The following is a 16,678-nucleotide window of genomic DNA, read 5'->3' as shown; positions in this document are numbered from 1 at the left end:
CCGCTCAGGCCGGCTGACGCAGCTCTTCGAGCGCGGCTCGGTAGGCGGCGAGCGAACGGGCCTCGCCAGGAGCGGTGATGAAGCTCTCGCGGATGATGCCCTGCTGGTCGATGAGGAACGTCGCCCGGTTCGCGAAGCCCTTCTCCTGCAGGAAGACGCCGTACTCCTTGGCGACCTGTCCATGCGGCCAGAAATCGGCCAGCAGCTGGAAGCCGTACTGCTCCTGCTCGGCCCAGGCCCGCAGGGTGTGCTTCGAGTCGACGGAGATGCCGACGAGCGTCACCTGGTCGTCGGTGAACAGGCTCAGGTTGTCGCGCAGTTCGCACAACTCACCCGTGCACGTCCCGGAGAACGCCAGCGGGAAGAAGACGAGTGCGACGGCCGATCGGCCCCGGAACTGACTCAACCTGACGAGCTCACCGAACTGGTTCGCCAGTTCGAAGTCGGGTGCCAGGGTGTCGTTCTCGAGTGCCATGAGGGTCCTTTCAGGCGGGTGCGCCTGCTCCGGATCGCCCGAGCGGTGGACGGGTCCGATCCGGTCACACATCCTAGCCCCGCACCGCAGCTGGGCAAACCCGGAGCCCTGCTCCGCTCGGTCACCGTTCCCTGGGGTGACCGGATAGGGTGAAAGGTGGCGCCCGCGTCCATACCCATCAGGACGCATGGAGTTCACCATCACAACCCAGGCACGATCTGCCACGAGAGAAAGGTCGACGGTGACTGTTCACGACCAGGATCCATACTCGTCCAACCACGTAGACGCCGATCCTGAGGAGACGTCCGAGTGGAATGAGTCCCTCGACGCCCTCGTCGACGAACGTGGCCGCGGTCGCGGCCGCGACATCATGCTGAGCCTCCTCAAGCGCTCGAAGGAGCTGCACCTCGGTGTGCCGATGGTGCCGACCACCGACTACATCAACACCATCGCCTCGGAGAACGAGCCCGACTTCCCGGGCGACGAGGACATCGAACGCCGCTACCGCGCCTGGATCCGCTGGAACGCGGCCATGACCGTGCACCGCGCGCAGCGCCCCGGCATCGGTGTCGGCGGACACATCTCCACGTACGCGTCCTCCGCGGCGCTGTACGAGGTCGGCTTCAACCACTTCTTCCGCGGCCAGGACGCCCCGGGTGGTGGCGACCAGATCTACATCCAGGGCCACGCCTCCCCCGGCACCTACGCCCGCGCCTTCCTCGAAGGACGCCTCAGCACCGACCAGCTCGACGGCTTCCGCCAGGAGAAGTCGCACGCACCGCATGGCCTGTCCTCGTACCCGCACCCGCGGCTCATGCCGGACTTCTGGCAGTTCCCGACGGTGTCGATGGGCCTCGGCCCGATCAACGCGATCTACCAGGCGCACCTCGCCAAGTACGTCACGAACCGTGGCATCAAGGACGCGAGCGATCAGCAGGTCTGGGCGTTCCTCGGCGACGGCGAGATGGACGAGGTCGAGAGCCGCGGTCAGCTCCAGGTCGCCGCGAACGAGGGCCTCGACAACCTCAACTTCGTGATCAACTGCAACCTGCAGCGCCTCGACGGCCCGGTCCGCGGTAACGGCAAGATCATCCAGGAGCTCGAGAGCTTCTTCCGCGGTGCCGGCTGGAACGTCATCAAGGTCATCTGGGGCCGCGAGTGGGACGACCTCCTCAACCGCGACACCGACGGCGCACTCCTCAACCTCATGAACGTCACGCCCGACGGCGACTTCCAGACGTACAAGACGGAAGACGGCGCCTACGTCCGCGAGAACTTCTTCGGCCGCGACGAGCGCGCCCTGAAGCTCGTCGAGGGCTACAGCGACGACGAGGTCTGGAACCTCAAGCGCGGCGGCCACGACTACCGCAAGGTCTACGCGGCGTTCAAGGCGGCCAGCGAGCACAAGGGCCAGCCGACGGTCATCCTCGCGCACACGATCAAGGGCTACGGCCTCGGCCCGAGCTTTGAGGGCCGCAACGCGACCCACCAGATGAAGAAGATGACGCTCGACAACCTGAAGACCTTCAGGGACACGATGCGCATCCCGATCACGGACTCGCAGCTCGAGGAGAACCCCTACCTCCCGCCGTACTACCACCCGGGCGAGGACGACGAGGCGATCCAGTACCTGCACGAGCGTCGTCGCGCACTCGGCGGCTACGTGCCGGAGCGTCGCAGCAAGTACACGCAGTTGAACCTGCCCGACGACTCCGCCTACAAGGCGGCGAAGAAGGGTTCCGGTACGCAGGAGATCGCCACCACCATGGCGTTCGTCCGACTGCTGAAGGACTTGCTCCGCGCGAAGGACTTCGGCAACCGCATCGTTCCGATCATCCCCGACGAGGCCCGCACCTTCGGCATGGACGCGTTCTTCCCGAGCGCGAAGATCTACAACCCGAACGGTCAGCACTACACCTCGGTGGACCGCGAACTGCTGCTCGCTTACAAGGAGAGCCCGCAGGGCCAGATCGTCCACGTCGGTATCAACGAGGCGGGCGCGGTCGCGGCCTTCTCCGCGATCGGCACCTCGTACTCGGTGCAGGGCGAGCCGCTCATCCCGGTCTACGTCTTCTACTCGATGTTCGGGTTCCAGCGCACCGCCGACGCCATCTGGGCGGCCGGCGACCAGATGACCCGTGGGTTCATGATCGGCGCGACCGCCGGCCGCACCACCCTGACCGGTGAAGGCCTGCAGCACGCCGACGGCCACTCGCTGCTGCTGTCGTCGTCGAACCCCGCGGTCGTCAGCTACGACCCGGCCTACGGCTACGAGATCGCGCACATCGTGCGCAGTGGTCTCGAGCGCATGTACGGCGGCGAGCACCAGGACCCGAACGTCATGTACTACCTGACCGTCTACAACGAGCCGATGGTCATGCCCGTCGAGCCCGAGGGTGTGGACGTCGACGGCATCGTGCGCGGCATCCACCGCATCAGCACCAGCGACAAGCAGGGCCCCAAGGCTCAGCTCATGGCGTCCGGTGTCGCGGTGCCGTGGGCGATCGAGGCGCAGCAGCTGCTCGCCGACGACTGGGGCGTCTCCGCCGATGTCTGGAGCGTCACGAGCTGGACCGAGCTCCGTCGCGACGGGCTCGCGGCCGATCAGCACAACTTCCTGCACCCGCAGGAGGAGCGTCGCGTGCCCTACGTCACGAGCAAGCTCGAGGGCGCGTCCGGTCCGTTCGTAGCCGTGACCGACCACATGCACGCCGTGCCGGACCAGATCCGTCAGTTCGTCCCGGGCGACTTCGCGACGCTCGGTGCCGACGACTTCGGCTTCTCCGACACGCGCGCAGCTGCCCGTCGATACTTCAAGATCGACGGCCCGTCGCTCGTCGTCCGGACCCTCCAGCAGCTCGCTGCTCGGGGCGAGGTCGATGCGAGCCTCCCGCAGCAGGCGATCGACCGCTACCGCCTCCACGACGTGAACGCCGGCAACACCGGCAACGCGGGTGGCGAGAGCTGATTCCATCCCTACCACGGTGACGAAGACGAAGACGAAGGCCGAGACACTCGACTGGCTCCGCCGGATCTCGGGTGAGCTCGCGACCGCGACGCTGAAACGCCTCGAGGACACCCTTCCCTGGTACGCCGAGATGCCACCGGGCCGCCGCTCTGCGGTCGGCCTGGTGGCTCAGGCGGGCATCAGTTCGTTCATCTCGTGGTTCGACGATCCACGGTCGACCCCGTGGATCGCCGCCGACGTGTTCGGAGCAGCTCCTCGCGAGCTGCTCCGATCCGTCAGCCTGCAGCAGACGCTGCAGCTCATCAAGGTCACCGTCGAGGTCGTCGAGGAGCGCGTCGCCTCCGGCAGCGTCGACCTCCGTGAGGCGATCCTCCTCTACTCCCGCGACATCGCGTTCGCGTCGGCCGACGTCTACGCCCGCGCGGCCGAGGCCCGCGGACTCTGGGACGCGCGCCTGGAGGCTCTCGTGGTCGACTCCATCCTGAGTGGCGAAGCCGACGACGAACTTCCGAGTCGGATCGCCGCCCTGGGCTGGCACGGCCATGGCGAGGCCTGTGTCCTCGTCGGGACCACACCGAGGGTCCTCGACGTCGACATGCTCCGACGCACCGCCCGCCATCTCGACGCGGACGTCCTCATCGGCGTGCAGGGCAATCGCCTCGTCCTCGTCCTCGGACGGGCCGAGCTCCCGAGCACCGACGCCGGTGACGCCGAGCCGATCGACGAAGCGGAACAGGCCGCGGCCGACGCACGCGCGAGCGCCCAGCTCAGCTTCCTCGACATCGCCGCCAGACTCGAGCACGGGTTCGGACCGGGTCACCTCGTCCTCGGACACGCCGTGCCGTCGCTCATCGAAGCGTCGCGCAGTGCGAAGGCCGCCCTCGCCGGGTTCGCCGTCGCGAAGTCCTGGCGTCACGCACCACGCCCGGTCTCGGCCGACGACCTCCTGCCGGAACGGGCGCTGGCAGGTGACAACCTCGCGAAGACCACGCTCATCGAACGGGTCTACCGTCCGCTCAAGGACTACTCGGGCGAGCTGGTGACGACGCTCTGGTGCTACCTCGACAACGGTCGCTCGCTCGAGGCCACCGCGCGGGAGCTGTTCGTCCACCCGAACACCGTCCGGTATCGACTCAAGCGCGTGTCCGAGGTCATCGGCTGGGACGCCACCGGTGCGCGCGAGTCGCTGATCCTCCAAGCGGCGCTCATCCTCGGTGCCATCGCTGAGCCGGAACCGTCCCGCCGCCGCCTGTCCTCCTGATCCGGCGGACATCGACAGCGGGCCTGTTGTGGAACAATCACAACACTTTCCCGAAAGGTTCGTGGCGTTGCTCCACTGCTGAGGCTCCTTCCATTGGCAGACTGGACCGGTGATCGTCATCGCCTGCCCTGGACAGGGCTCCCAGACCCCCGGCTTCCTCAACCCCTGGTTGCAGGACGCCTCCGCGAGGGAAGCGCTCGGCCGCTTCTCCGACGAAGCCGGACTCGACCTCGTCAAGCACGGCACCGTCTCCGACGCCGACACCATCCGTGACACCGCCGTCGCGCAGCCGCTCATCGTCGCCGCCGGTATCGTCGCGCTCGACGCACTCCGCAAGGCGCTCCCCGCCGACGCGGCTCCGTTCGGCGGCATCGCCGGTCACTCCGTCGGCGAGATCACCGCGGCCTACGGCGCTGGCATCCTGTCCGACAGCGACGCCATGAGCTTCGTGAGCGAGCGCGCCGTCGCCATGGCCGAAGCCGCCGCGACCACCCCGACCGGCATGAGCGCGGTGCTGGGTGGCGACCAGGACGCCGTCGTCGAGCACGTCCGATCCTTCGGCCTCGAGCCGGCCAACTACAACGGTGGTGGCCAGATCGTCGTGGCCGGTGCCCATGACGCACTGGCCCGCCTCGCCGACGAACCGTTGAAGGGCACCCGCGTGATCCCGCTGCAGGTCGCCGGCGCGTTCCACACGAGCTACATGCAGTCGGCCCGCGACTGGCTGGCCGGCGCGAGCCGCACGGTCGAACCGCAGGACCCGTCGTTGCGGATCTGGACGAACCACGACGGTTCCGAAGTCACCTCGGGTGCCACGTTCTTCGACCTCCTCATCGGTCAGGTCGCCTCCCCGGTACGCTGGGACCTGTGCATGGACGCGTTCAGCGCCGCAGGGATCACCGGACTCGTCGAGCTCGCCCCCGCCGGGGCGCTCACCGGACTCGCGCGTCGTGGCCTCAAGGGCGTGCCGACCGTCGCCATCAAGACTCCCGACGACCTGCCGGCAGCCCTCGACCTCATCGCCCAGCAGTAGTGCAGACGGAGAACCAGCAATGACCACCCCCACCCTCAAGCAGTCGCGCGGTCCCGAGTTCACCCGGATCCTCGGTCTCGGCGCCGCCCGCGGCGACCTCAGCGTCCCGAACGACGACCTCGTCGGTCCGATCAACTCGTCCGACGAGTGGATCCAGCAGCGCACCGGCATCGTCACCCGCACCCGGGCGTCGGCCGATGTCAGCGCGGTGGACCTCGCCGCCGAAGCCGGCGCCGAAGCCATCCAGGCGGCGGGCATCGCCCCCGAGCAGGTCGACCTCGTCCTCATCGCGACGATCAGCAACGTGCAGCAGTCCCCGTCGATGGCCGCGGTCGTCGCCGACCGGGTCGGTGCGAACCCCGCCGCGGCCTACGACCTCAACGCCGCCTGCGCCGGCTACGCCTACGCGATCGCCCAGGCCGACGCCCTCATCCGCTCGGGGGCGGCGCACTACGCGCTCGTCATCGGCGCAGAGAAGCTCTCCGACATCGTCGACCCGACCGACCGCTCCATCTCGTTCCTCCTCGGTGACGGCGCAGGTGCCGCGGTCGTCGGCCCGAGCGACTTCCCCGGCATCTCCCCCACGGTCTGGGGTTCCGACGGTTCGAAGGCCGATGCGGTCGGCATGAGCGGCACGCTCACCGAGTTCCGCGACGGCACCGCCGCCTGGCCGACGCTGCGTCAGGAGGGCCAGACGGTCTTCCGCTGGGCCGTCTGGGAGATGGCCAAGGTCGCCAAGCAGGCGCTCGAGGTCGCCGGTGTCGAGGCGTCCGACCTGTCGGCGTTCATCCCCCACCAGGCCAACATGCGCATCGTCGACGAGTTCGCCAAGCAGCTGAAGCTGCCGGAGAGCGTCGTCATCGCCCGCGACATCGAGACCACCGGCAACACCTCGGCGGCGTCCATCCCCCTCGCCACCCACCGGCTCCTCCAGGGCCACCCCGAGCTCAGCGGCGGCCTCGCCCTGCAGATCGGGTTCGGAGCCGGACTCGTCTTCGGCGCCCAGGTCGTCGTCCTGCCGTAGCAGGACGCCCGACGCGACTACACTCGACTACGGTCAAACCTCACCCAAGGAGTAGAACAATGGCATTGTCCACCGAAGAAGTCCTCGCCGGCCTGGCCGAGCTCATCAACGACGAGACCGGCATCGCGACCGACACCGTCGAGCTGGACAAGTCCTTCACCGACGACCTCGACATCGACTCGATCTCCATGATGACCATCGTCGTCAACGCGGAGGAGAAGTTCGACGTGAAGATCCCGGACGAAGAAGTCAAGAACCTGAAGACCGTCGGCGACGCCGTCGACTTCATCGTCAAGGCTCAGGGCTAGTCCCAGCGCAGTGCTGAAGGGTCGGCCGGCATCTGGCCGTCCGGCCCTTCAGCGTTCGAGACGGCTGCACCGTCCGAACACGGACTCGACCGCCGCAGGGTTCGGGATCCCCTCGTCATCTCCACAGAAGGTTTGACTCAATGACCACCAAACGCATCGTCATCACCGGTATCGGTGCCACCACCCCGCTCGGTGGCAACGCCACCGACTCCTGGGACAACCTCCTCGCAGGCAAGAGCGGCGCGAGCCGTCTCGAGCAGCCGTGGGCCGAGGAGCTCGAACTGCCGGTGCGCTTCGCCGCGCAGGCCGCCGTCCCGAGCGCGGACGTCCTCGACCGCCGCGAGGTCAAGCGACTCGACCCGTCCAGCCAGTTCGCGCTCATCGCCGCTCGCGAGGCCTGGCAGGACGCCGGAGCTCCCGAGGTCGACCCCGAACGACTCCTCGTCGACTGGGCCACCGGCATCGGTGGCGTCTGGACGCTCCTCGACGCCTGGGACACCCTGCGCGAGAAGGGCCCGCGTCGTGTCCTCCCGATGACGGTCCCGATGCTCATGCCGAACGGCCCTGCTGCGGCGATCGGCATGGACCTCGGCGCCCGCGGAGGAGAGCGCACCGTCGTCTCGGCCTGCGCCTCCAGCACCGAGTCCCTCGCCAACGCCTACGACCACCTCCAGGCCGGCCTGGCTGACATCGTCGTCGCGGGTGGGTCCGAGGCCGCGATCCACCCGCTCCCCCTCGCCTCCTTCGCCGCCATGCAGGCGTTGTCGAAGCGGAACGACGACCCCGCCATCGCCTCGCGTCCCTATGACGTCGACCGCGACGGTTTCGTCCTCGGCGAAGGGGCTGCCGCCCTCATCGTCGAGACCGAGGAGCACGCCAAGGCCCGCGGAGCCCGCATCTACGCCGAGCTCCTCGGCGGGGCGGTCACGAGCGACGCGTACCACATCACCGCTCCCGACCCCGAGGGTTCCGCTGCTGCCCGCGCGATGCGCGCCGCCGTGGAGAACGGCGGGGCATCGCTCGACGAGGTGGTGCACGTCAACGCGCACGCCACGAGCACGCCGGTCGGCGACATCGCCGAGTACAACGCGCTGCGTCGCGTCTTCGGCGCTCAGCTCGACCAGATCGCTGTGACCGCCACCAAGGCCTCCACCGGCCACCTGCTCGGCGGCGCCGGCGCGATCGAGGCGGCGTACACCGCCCTGGCCCTGCACCACCGGGTCATCCCGCCGACCATCAACCTCGACAACCAGGACCCGGAGATCCCGCTCGACGTCGTGACGTCACCACGCGAACTCGGCTCGGGTGACCTCCTGGCGATCAGCAACTCCTTCGGCTTCGGCGGGCACAACGCCGTCGTCGCCTTCCGGAGCTACTAGCCGACGACGACGGAGGGCCGTGGTGCAGTGCACCACGGCCCTCCGTCGTTCCGTGAGCAGGGCGCCTCGTTTCGTCACCTCGTGTCTGCCGGGACGGATCACCGACCTCGCACGGTCCACGCCACGTGGACACCCTGTCGTCAGTGTTGAATTGTCTGCGCGACGTCGCCGCGCAGGTGGGCCGGTTCAGCCCACGTTGTGCAGCCAGATGACGGAGGATCCGTCGCCGGCGTGGCGGAAGGGCTCGAGTTCGTCGTCCCACGGCTGGCCGAGGGCGACGCGGAGCTCCCGCTGCAATTCCGAGGCGTTCCCCGACGCGACCTCCATCGCGTAGCGGATGCGGTCCTCCGGCACGACGACGTTGCCGATGCTGTCGGTCTGCGCGTAGAAGATGCCGAGATCGGGAGTGTGCATCCAGCGCGCGCCGTCGAAGCCTTGGGCGGGATCTTCACTCACCTCGTAGCGGAGGTGCTCCCATCCGCGCAGCGCGGAAGCGAGAGCGGCACCGGTTCCGTGCGGGCCCTCCCAGAAGACCTCGGCGCGCTGGGCTCCACGGAGGATCGGCTGATCTTCCCAGTCGAAGCTGATGGCACGACCAAGAGCGCGACCTGCCGCCCATTCGAGGTGCGGGCAGAGCGCGCGAGGCGAGGAGTGTACGAACAGCACACCCTTCGTCATCGGTGTCGACATGGTTCCTCCACTGCGTCCGGGTGCGTCTTCCCCAACGACCCATGCAGTGTGATCCGTGTCGGTGTCCGGCGGACCGGACCTCCGTGTATGCAGTTGTTCGGCTCTCGCCGATACGAGCATTATGCCCCAAGACCTGGAGAAATGACAAGCGTGTCGTTCCCAGTACGCTGGTTCCGGAGCGGAGTCGGCGCGCGCCGGTCCAGGATGGAGCGGTGATGCACGAGGCCCTCGCGATCGACATCGGCGGGACGAAGGTCGAAGCGGCGGTCGTCGACACCGACGGACGGATCGTGCCTGGCACCCGGTTCCGTGGGTCGACGGGCCCCCTCGCCACCCGTGAGGACCTCGAGGCGACGATCATCGCGACCGCAGCGCAGAGCGTGGCCGCGAACGGAGGATCCGTGTCGGGGATCGGCATCGGTTCCGCGGGGCCGATCGGCACGACCGACGGCTCCATCTCGCCGATCAACCTGCCGCGGCTGGCGGCCTTCCGGGTGGTCGAGGCCGTTCGCCGATTCACGACCGGCGCGGTGGAACTCCGCCTCGACGGCACCTGCATCGCCCTGGCCGAGCACTGGCAGGGTGCCCTCCGCGGCACCGAGAACGGCATGGGCATCGTGGTCTCGACCGGCATCGGAGGTGGGATCATCCTCGGATCGCGGCTCATCGCCGGTGCCTCCGGCAACGCTGGGCACCTCGGCCAGATGCAGCTCCGTCGGCGGGAGCCGGATGCGACGGGCGCACCGTGGACACTCGAAGGCATCGCGTCCGGCACGGCGACGGTCGCTTGGGCGCGCGCCCAAGGGTGGACCGGATCGACCGGCGAGCAGCTCGGCGCCGACGCTGCAGCGGGAACGGACGTCGCGGTCCGGGCGATCCACCGCTCGGCCGAGGCGGTGGGCGAAGCGCTTTGCAGCATCACGACGCTGCTCGATCTGGAACGCGTCGCCGTCGGCGGCGGGTTCTCCCGCGTCTCCCCCGACTACCTCGACCTCGTCCAGGCATCGGCGACCGCGTCGGCGCTGCACGACTATGCCCGGAAGCTGCGCGTCGTCCGGTCCGGGCTCGACGCCGACGGCCCGCTGATCGGTGCCGCCGCCCTCGTCCTCAGGCCCTGACTCGCACGGACCTGATGCGCGATCTTGCGCAGCCCGGCCCCTGAGCCTCTCGAAGGGCATCCAGCGACAAGCCGTGACACCGAGGAGGGCTCAGGGGCCGATTCACGGTAGGGCGGGTGGGACTTGAACCCACGCATCGTTCGGTTATGAGCCGAATGCCTTCACCAGCTTGGCTACCGCCCCGTGCGGAACCCAGTGTACCGAGAGACCGGGGCGACGGGCTTCAGTCCTGCGAGTCTTCACGCTCGGCGCCGGCCGTGTGACGCTCGGTCGTGGGATCGACGATCTGCTCGCCTCGGTACAGGGCCTCGAAGGTGTCGAGGGTGCGCTCGATGTCGTGTGCGGAGACGAGCTCGAGCGAGGCGTCCTGCATCCGGCGGTACTCCTCGTTCGATGCGCGGAGCACCGTCGTCAGTCGCTCCGCGAGCTGGTCGACGTTGCCGGGCTCGAACAGGTAACCGTTGACCTGGTCGTGCACGAGGTGCGGCAGCGCCATCGCGTCTGCGGCGACGACGGGCAGGCCCGAAGCCATGGCCTCCATCGTCGCGATGCTCTGCAGCTCCGCGATGGACGGCATCGCGAAGACCGTCGCGTTGGTGTAGGCGCGCTTGACGTCGTCGTCGGACACCTTGCCGAGGAAGCGGACGCGATCGCCGAGGCCGAGCTGCTGCGTCAGCTGCTCGAGGTTCTTCGCCTGGTCGCCGCCGCCGATGACGTCGACGAAGGCGTCGAGTTCCTTCGGGATCTTCGTGAGCGCGCGGAGGAGCACGTCGATCTGCTTCTCGCTCGTGATGCGGCCGACGAACAGGATGGTGTTGCGCTTCCGCGGTTCGAACGACGGCGTGTACTGGCCAGCCTCGATGCCGCAGGAGATCGCGTGCACCCCGGTGAGCCCGCTGAACTGTTCGAGGAAGTCGGCCGCCTTGCGGGTCGGCGTCGTCACCGCGAAGGCCCGGTCGAACACGCGACGAGCCGCAGCCCACTGTGTGCGGATGAGCCACTCCTGGGTGCGCTCGGGGATGAGGGTGAAATCGAGGATGTTGTCGGGCATGATGTGGTTCGTCGCCACCATGCGGATCCCGCGCTGTTCCGCCTCGATCGACAGGCCGCGACCCACGACGACATGCGACTGCAGGTGCACCACGTCCGGCTTCACCCGGTCAAGGATCTTCCTGGCGTTCCGTCGCGAGGTCCACGGCATCGCGAAGCGCAGCCAGTCGTGCGGGTACCAGCGGAGGCTGAAGAGCCGGTGCGCGGTCATCGTCTGACCCTCGTGGGTCTCCTTCCACGTGCCGAACCGGCGCGACCCGGCGGGGGCGACGATATGGACGTCGTGCCCACGACGGACGAGGCCGGCGGCGAGCCGCTCGGCGAAGCGTGCCGCGCCGTTGACGTCGGGCGAGAAGGTGTCGGCTCCGATGACGACCTTCAACGGCCGCCGGGTGTCGGAGGGCGTCGTCGCGTCGGACGGCGTCACGAGGTGCTGGTCGTCTGGAGAAGTCAAGGTGTCGGTGATTCCTCTGTGCTTGGCCAGTGGTGTGCGGGGGCGCGGGCGGTGCTCACGACCCGGTTGCGGCGCGGAACGCCATGGCCCAGCATACCTGCAGCCTGTTCCGCCTCCAGGGCTCAGGCTGGCGCGTCGCCGGTCGCGAGCGCCTTCGCCGCGGCTGCCGCGGCCGGCGTCTGGCTGACCTGCGGGTGGTGGCGGGCCAGCTGGAACACGCCCCAGACGGCGATCGCGCCGGCCACGACGAAGCCGAACCCGGCCCAGAACGGGGCATTGCTCGCCTCCCCCAACACGATGATCCCGATGCCCACGGCGATCATCGGGTCGATCACGGTGAGCCCGGCGATGACGAGGTCGGGCGGACCCGAGGAGTACGCGGTCTGTACGAAGTACCCGCCGAGCGCACTGGCTGCGACGAGGCCCAGCCCGCAGAGGACCGTGAGCCAGTCGAACTCGCCCTGCTGCAGGCGGCCGATGATGACCTTCGCGAGGGTCGCGACGAACCCGTAGAGCACGCCGGTCCCGACGATGTAGAAAATGGCGGTGAAGCGGGCGCGGAACAGCACGAAGCCGAGGCCGAAGGCGAGCAACACCACGCCGAGCATGACGAGGATCGTGATGAGTTCGGACTCCGTGATCCGATGCTCGCCCGTGAAGATCGCCGCGATGGTGACGAACAGTCCGACACCGCCGACGCAGGCGACGATCGCGACCACGGAGCGGCGGTTCAAGCGCACCCCGCTGATGCGGCTGTTGACGACCGCCGTGATCACGAGGGCGACCGCCCCGAGCGGTTGGACGAGGGTGATCGGTGCGAGCGACAGGCTCCCGAGCTGCAGCACGATCGCGAGCCCGAGCATGACGGTTCCGGTCACCCACGAGGGTCGGCCGAGGAGCGCGAGGAGCTGCGCCAGGTTGAGACCGGAGGTGGCGTCGGTGCCGCTCGACGACTCGACTTTGGCGACGCCACGGTGCTGGAGCTGCGCGCCGAGGGAGAGGAAGACGGCTCCGAGGAGCGCGAAGGGGATGCCGAGCAACTGGGAGGGGTTGCGGGTGAAGTCGTCCGCGAGGTCGGCGATGTCGATGGCGGAAGGGAACACGCGTCGAGGTTACCCCGTCGTTCCGCCGATCCCGGCGCGGCAGGCCGAGCCCAGCGGATAGGCTCGAGCAATGGCAATTCTCGAGATCTGCGTGACCGGCGACCCGGTTCTCCACACCGCCGCCCGGCCGGTCGCCGCCGTGGACGACGAGCTGCGACAGCTGGTCTCCGACATGTACGAGACGATGGATCTGGCACCCGGGGTGGGGCTCGCAGCTCCACAGGTCGGCGTACCACTGCGGCTCTTCGTCTACAGCTACGAAGACGACGACGGCCTCCCCTGGCGTGGCGTGGCGATCAACCCGGTGCTGTGGATCAGTCCCCCACCGATCGGTGACCTCGACGAGGAGGAGGAATCGGAGGGGTGCCTCTCGGTTCCGGGCGAGCGCCACCCGCTCAGGCGGTCGGAGGCGGCGATGCTCATCGGCACCGACCTGGAAGGCGAGCCGGTCGAGTTGCGTGTCGTCGGCTGGCGCGCACGCATCCTGCAGCACGAGTTCGATCACCTCAACGGGATCCTCTACGTCGACCGGCTGGAGCTCCCGCACTCGCGGCGCGCGGCGAAGGCCATCCGGAAGTCCGGTTGGGGCGTTCCCGGCATCACCTGGCTCCCGGGACGCGACGACCTCGAGGGCTGAGCGGGGTTCCGTCGGCAGCACGTGCTCTTCCCGGGGCCGGCGCTTCCGACGATACCGCCCGGGCATGCAACGAGGCCCGAAGAGTGGAGTCTTCGGGCCTCGTGCTCAAGTCTACGGCGTCGGAGCGAATTCGTGAAACCGTCCACAACGACGCATCCCCCGGTCCTGACGGACCGGGGGATGCAGTGCAGCTCCTCGAGTTGGACTCGAACCAACAACCTATCGATTAACAGTCGATTGCTCTGCCAATTGAGCTATCGAGGAATACGAGCTCCGACTGGCCGGGAATCCCAGCCTCTGCGTTGCAGCGCGTATCTACTGTAGCAAAGGATTCGTAGACTCCAAATCGACACGCGATCAATCGATGCCGACGGCCTCGGGAGTCTCGTACTGGGTCTCGGTGCCGCCCGACTGGGCGAGCGCAGCGAGGAAATCGTGTGGTGGATCAGCGAGCAAGGCGTCGATCGGTCCGTAGCCCACGACCCGCGACTGGTGCAGCGCGAGCACGTCGTCCGTGAGCTCCCGCAGCATGGCGAGGTCGTGCGTCACGACGATGACGGTGCCGCCGTCCTGCCGGAAGCCGTTGAGCAACTCGGTCACCGTGTGTCGCACCGTGATGTCGATGCCGGCGGTGGGTTCGTCGGCGATGAAGAGTCGTGGGCCGAGCACGAGCGCCCGAGCGATCGCGATCCGCTGGCGCTGCCCGCCGCTCAGCTCGTACGGGTACTTGTCGAGGCTCGAGAGCGGCATCTGCACGGCATCCAGGAGCGTCGCCACCCGGACCCCGAGTGCCTGCTCGCTGAACTTCTTGTCGCGCGCGAGCACGGGCTCGGAGATGAGTTCCGTGACGGTGAGCTCGGGCTTCAGGTGCGCGCCCGCCTCCTGTTCGAGCAGTGAGACCTCGAAGGTGAGCTTCGTGAGCTCGCGGCGCCCGACCTTGCGCATCGACCGGCCGAGGGTCGTCGCATCACCACCGGAGACGAACGGGCGCGAGTCTCCACCGGTGAGGTGCCGACCGGAGAGGACCCAGAGCAGGGTGCTCTTCCCTGAACCCGAACTGCCGATCACCCCGAGGGACCCGCCGACGGGCAGTTCGAAGCTGATACCGTCCAGTGCCCGATTGCTCGGGCTGACGCCGTGGGCTGCGTAGTCGACGCTCAGATCACTCGTCCGGACAGCCGGTCCGTCCTGCTCTGGGTGCTTCATGAGACCTCTCCTACCGGTGCACGGGGCGCCACCGGATCGCCATCGAGTGTATCCGGCCATCCCATCGCGTCCACGTGCCACGCTCGACGGCGGAACGCCGGGTCAGGCTTCGGCGCGCAACGCCCGACGCTCCGCCTCGACGGCCGCGAGCCGCCGGGTGATCTCCCGGTGGGCCTCGTCGCGCGGGTCGGTGCGTCTGAGAGAACCGAGCAGCGCGGCCTTCTGTCCGAGCAGATCACGGTCGATCAGCGCCCGAGCGATGTCCCGGACGTAGCTCGGGAGTTTCTCCTCGTTCGTCTCCGGGAGCGGGGACACGCCGAGCTCGCGCACCAAGCCGTCGAAGCCGGGAGGGACCTGCGCGATGACCGTCTCGAGCCACGCGTTCGAGCCGAGCTGGTCGAGACTCACGCTCATCGCATCGCGGACCACGACCAGGGAACTGTTGGCGACGGAGCTCTGCATGGCCCGCTCGAGCATGGGCCGTTCGAGGTGCTGGGGCAGCTGCAGGATGGCGCGGAGCGCGTCCTGTTCGAGACGCGTCGACGGGTCCTTCGGGAGATCGGCGAGCGATGCCTGACGCTCACGCGGCGGGGCTGCAGCGGGATCGCCCGGACCCTGCTGCCTGGTGTCGCGCGAGGACGACGAGGCGTTGCCGACCGCCCCTCGCACCGCTCGCGCCACCTCGTCGAGCTCCATGCCGAGCTGCTTCGCGAGGACGCGCGTGTACCCGGGCCGGAGCGAGGGGTCGCGGATGTCTGCGACGACCGGTGCGGCCGCACGGAGGGCACCGACGCGACCTTCGACCGTCTCGAGGTCGAACCCGGCCAACGTCCGCCGGATGATGAACTCGAACATGGGCTCACGACCGTCGACGAGCTTCCGGATGGCGCCGTCGCCGCGGTTGAGCCGGAGGTCGCACGGGTCCAGGCCGTCCGCGGACACCGCGACGTACGTCTGGGCCGCGAACCGTTTCTCCTCGCCGAACGCGCGGATGGCCGCCTTCTGGCCCGCCTCGTCCGGATCGAAGGTGAAGATGACCTCGCCGGTCGCCGAGTCGTCCCCCATCACCCGCCGGATCATCTTGATGTGATCGACGCCGAACGAGGTCCCGCAGGTCGCCACGGCGGTCGTCTCCCCGGCCAGGTGACACGCCATCACATCGGTGTAGCCCTCGACGACGACCACGCGCTTGCCCCGGGAGATGTCGCGCTTGGCGAGGTCGAGTCCGTACAGGACCTGGGCCTTGTGGTAGATCGCGGTCTCGGGGGTGTTCAGGTACTTCGGACCCTTGTCGTCCTCGCGGAGGCGTCGCGCGCCGAACCCGAGCACCTGGCCGGTCGTGTCGCGGATAGGCCAGATCAGCCGGCCGCGGAACCGGTCGTACGCGCCCCGGTCGCCGCTCGACACGAGTCCGGCCGCGAGCATCTCCTCGTCGGTGAACCCGCGCGCACGCATGGCCTTCATCAAGTGGTCCCAGCCTGCGGGAGCGAAACCGATGCCGAAGTGGTCGGCCGCCGCCGCGTCGAACCCGCGTTCACCGAGGAACCGGCGCCCGAGGTCCGCGTCGCCGTCGTGGAGCTGTTGCTGGAAGAACTCGGCCGCCGCCTGGTTGGCCGCGAACAGCCTGGCACGGTTGCCGTGGTCGACCTTGCCGCCGCCCTCCTCGTAGCTGAGTGGGTAGCCGATCCGTTGCGCGAGCCGCTCCACCGACTCGGCGAACGTCACGTGGTCCATCTTCTGCAGGAAGCTGTAGACGTCGCCGCTCTCACCGCAGCCGAAGCAGTGGTACAGGCCGACCGTCGGGCGCACGTGGAAGCTCGGGCTGCGCTCGTCGTGGAAGGGGCAGAGTCCCTTCAGCGAGCCGACACCGGCGGACTTCAGGGAGACGTAGTCACCGACGACATCGCCGATGTTCGTGCGGGCTTTGACCTCTTCAACATCGCTCTGTCGAATCCGTCCGGCCATGCTTCGA

At 68.5% G+C, this 16,678-nt stretch carries 14 protein-coding genes and 2 tRNA genes; 8 read left to right on the top strand and 8 right to left on the bottom strand.

Annotated features, from left to right (window positions below; all coding sequences use genetic code 11):
• Positions 1-4 precede the first annotated feature (4 nt).
• Complete coding sequence (locus ITJ57_RS09780; RefSeq protein ID WP_194669839.1) at positions 5-475, bottom strand: peroxiredoxin; 471 nt, start codon at positions 473-475, stop codon at positions 5-7.
• A gap of 241 nt (positions 476-716) precedes the next feature.
• Here ITJ57_RS09780 and aceE point away from each other — a divergent pair, with 241 nt between their 5' ends.
• From aceE to ITJ57_RS09750, 6 genes are all read left to right on the top strand, one after another.
• Entirely contained in the window at positions 717-3,443 is a 2,727-nt protein-coding gene (gene aceE / locus ITJ57_RS09775; protein WP_194669838.1) for a pyruvate dehydrogenase (acetyl-transferring), homodimeric type, read from the top strand.
• A gap of 4 nt (positions 3,444-3,447) precedes the next feature.
• A complete protein-coding gene (locus ITJ57_RS09770) occupies positions 3,448-4,704 on the top strand; it encodes a helix-turn-helix domain-containing protein (protein WP_194670371.1) in 1,257 nt (418 codons plus the stop codon).
• Between the two features lie 109 nt (positions 4,705-4,813).
• Positions 4,814-5,737 carry an ACP S-malonyltransferase gene (locus tag ITJ57_RS09765; protein ID WP_194669837.1) on the top strand — a complete coding sequence of 308 codons (924 nt, stop codon included), beginning with the start codon at positions 4,814-4,816 and terminating at the stop codon, positions 5,735-5,737.
• 19 nt (positions 5,738-5,756) lie between these two features.
• Entirely contained in the window at positions 5,757-6,761 is a 1,005-nt protein-coding gene (locus ITJ57_RS09760; protein ID WP_056006454.1) for a beta-ketoacyl-ACP synthase III, read from the top strand.
• A 59-nt stretch (positions 6,762-6,820) separates the two neighbouring features.
• Complete coding sequence (locus ITJ57_RS09755; RefSeq protein ID WP_056006457.1) at positions 6,821-7,069, top strand: acyl carrier protein; 249 nt, start codon at positions 6,821-6,823, stop codon at positions 7,067-7,069.
• A 140-nt stretch (positions 7,070-7,209) separates the two neighbouring features.
• Complete coding sequence (locus tag ITJ57_RS09750) at positions 7,210-8,448, top strand: beta-ketoacyl synthase (protein WP_194669836.1); 1,239 nt, start codon at positions 7,210-7,212, stop codon at positions 8,446-8,448.
• Between the two features lie 186 nt (positions 8,449-8,634).
• On the opposite strand, the gene ITJ57_RS09745 is transcribed toward ITJ57_RS09750, so the two are convergent.
• Positions 8,635-9,138, bottom strand: a complete 504-nt coding sequence (locus ITJ57_RS09745; protein WP_194669835.1) for a DUF3145 domain-containing protein — start codon at positions 9,136-9,138, stop codon at positions 8,635-8,637.
• Between the two features lie 215 nt (positions 9,139-9,353).
• Between ITJ57_RS09745 and ITJ57_RS09740 the strand changes: the two genes are divergently transcribed.
• Entirely contained in the window at positions 9,354-10,256 is a 903-nt protein-coding gene (locus ITJ57_RS09740; protein ID WP_194670370.1) for an ROK family protein, read from the top strand.
• 108 nt (positions 10,257-10,364) lie between these two features.
• Here ITJ57_RS09740 and ITJ57_RS09735 read toward each other — a convergent pair.
• The 3 genes from ITJ57_RS09735 to ITJ57_RS09725 all read right to left on the bottom strand — a co-directional run bounded on the left by ITJ57_RS09735 (position 10,365) and on the right by ITJ57_RS09725 (position 12,863).
• Positions 10,365-10,439 (bottom strand) — tRNA-Ile (locus ITJ57_RS09735).
• 40 nt (positions 10,440-10,479) lie between these two features.
• Positions 10,480-11,760 (bottom strand): glycosyltransferase, encoded by a 1,281-nt coding sequence (locus ITJ57_RS09730; protein WP_370582301.1) that lies wholly within the window; start codon positions 11,758-11,760, stop codon positions 10,480-10,482.
• A 122-nt stretch (positions 11,761-11,882) separates the two neighbouring features.
• Positions 11,883-12,863 carry a DMT family transporter gene (locus tag ITJ57_RS09725; protein ID WP_370582300.1) on the bottom strand — a complete coding sequence of 327 codons (981 nt, stop codon included), beginning with the start codon at positions 12,861-12,863 and terminating at the stop codon, positions 11,883-11,885.
• Positions 12,864-12,933: 70 nt separating this feature from the next.
• Here ITJ57_RS09725 and def point away from each other — a divergent pair, with 70 nt between their 5' ends.
• A complete protein-coding gene (def, locus tag ITJ57_RS09720; protein WP_194669834.1) occupies positions 12,934-13,500 on the top strand; it encodes a peptide deformylase in 567 nt (188 codons plus the stop codon).
• Positions 13,501-13,691: 191 nt separating this feature from the next.
• On the opposite strand, the gene ITJ57_RS09715 is transcribed toward def, so the two are convergent.
• The 3 genes from ITJ57_RS09715 to dnaG all read right to left on the bottom strand — a co-directional run bounded on the left by ITJ57_RS09715 (position 13,692) and on the right by dnaG (position 16,671).
• Positions 13,692-13,764: transfer RNA gene (locus ITJ57_RS09715), tRNA-Asn, on the bottom strand.
• Positions 13,765-13,857: 93 nt separating this feature from the next.
• The gene (locus ITJ57_RS09710; RefSeq protein WP_194669833.1) at positions 13,858-14,706 is read right to left on the bottom strand and encodes an ATP-binding cassette domain-containing protein; all 849 of its coding nucleotides are present in this window, start codon (positions 14,704-14,706) and stop codon (positions 13,858-13,860) included.
• Between the two features lie 102 nt (positions 14,707-14,808).
• Positions 14,809-16,671, bottom strand: coding sequence for a DNA primase (gene dnaG, locus ITJ57_RS09705; RefSeq protein WP_194669832.1), 1,863 nt, complete (start codon positions 16,669-16,671; stop codon positions 14,809-14,811).
• Positions 16,672-16,678: the final 7 nt, after the last annotated feature.

Source organism: Plantibacter sp. VKM Ac-2880 (genome assembly GCF_015351235.1).
Taxonomy (GTDB): Bacteria; Actinomycetota; Actinomycetes; order Actinomycetales; family Microbacteriaceae; genus Plantibacter.
This window is presented reverse-complemented; position numbering and strand designations above follow the sequence as displayed.

Bases quoted from the DNA above. Each gene is read 5' to 3' on its own strand.
- ITJ57_RS09740 (WP_194670370.1), top strand. From the start codon at position 9,354: ATGCACGAGGCCCTCGCGATCGACATCGGCGGGACGAAGGTCGAAGCG.
- ITJ57_RS09760 (WP_056006454.1), top strand. From the start codon at position 5,757: ATGACCACCCCCACCCTCAAGCAGTCGCGCGGTCCCGAGTTCACCCGG.
- def (WP_194669834.1), top strand. From the start codon at position 12,934: ATGGCAATTCTCGAGATCTGCGTGACCGGCGACCCGGTTCTCCACACC.
- dnaG (WP_194669832.1), bottom strand. From the start codon at position 16,671: ATGGCCGGACGGATTCGACAGAGCGATGTTGAAGAGGTCAAAGCCCGC.
- ITJ57_RS09750 (WP_194669836.1), top strand. From the start codon at position 7,210: ATGACCACCAAACGCATCGTCATCACCGGTATCGGTGCCACCACCCCG.
- ITJ57_RS09780 (WP_194669839.1), bottom strand. From the start codon at position 475: ATGGCACTCGAGAACGACACCCTGGCACCCGACTTCGAACTGGCGAAC.
- ITJ57_RS09710 (WP_194669833.1), bottom strand. From the start codon at position 14,706: ATGAAGCACCCAGAGCAGGACGGACCGGCTGTCCGGACGAGTGATCTG.
- ITJ57_RS09745 (WP_194669835.1), bottom strand. From the start codon at position 9,138: ATGTCGACACCGATGACGAAGGGTGTGCTGTTCGTACACTCCTCGCCT.
- ITJ57_RS09755 (WP_056006457.1), top strand. From the start codon at position 6,821: ATGGCATTGTCCACCGAAGAAGTCCTCGCCGGCCTGGCCGAGCTCATC.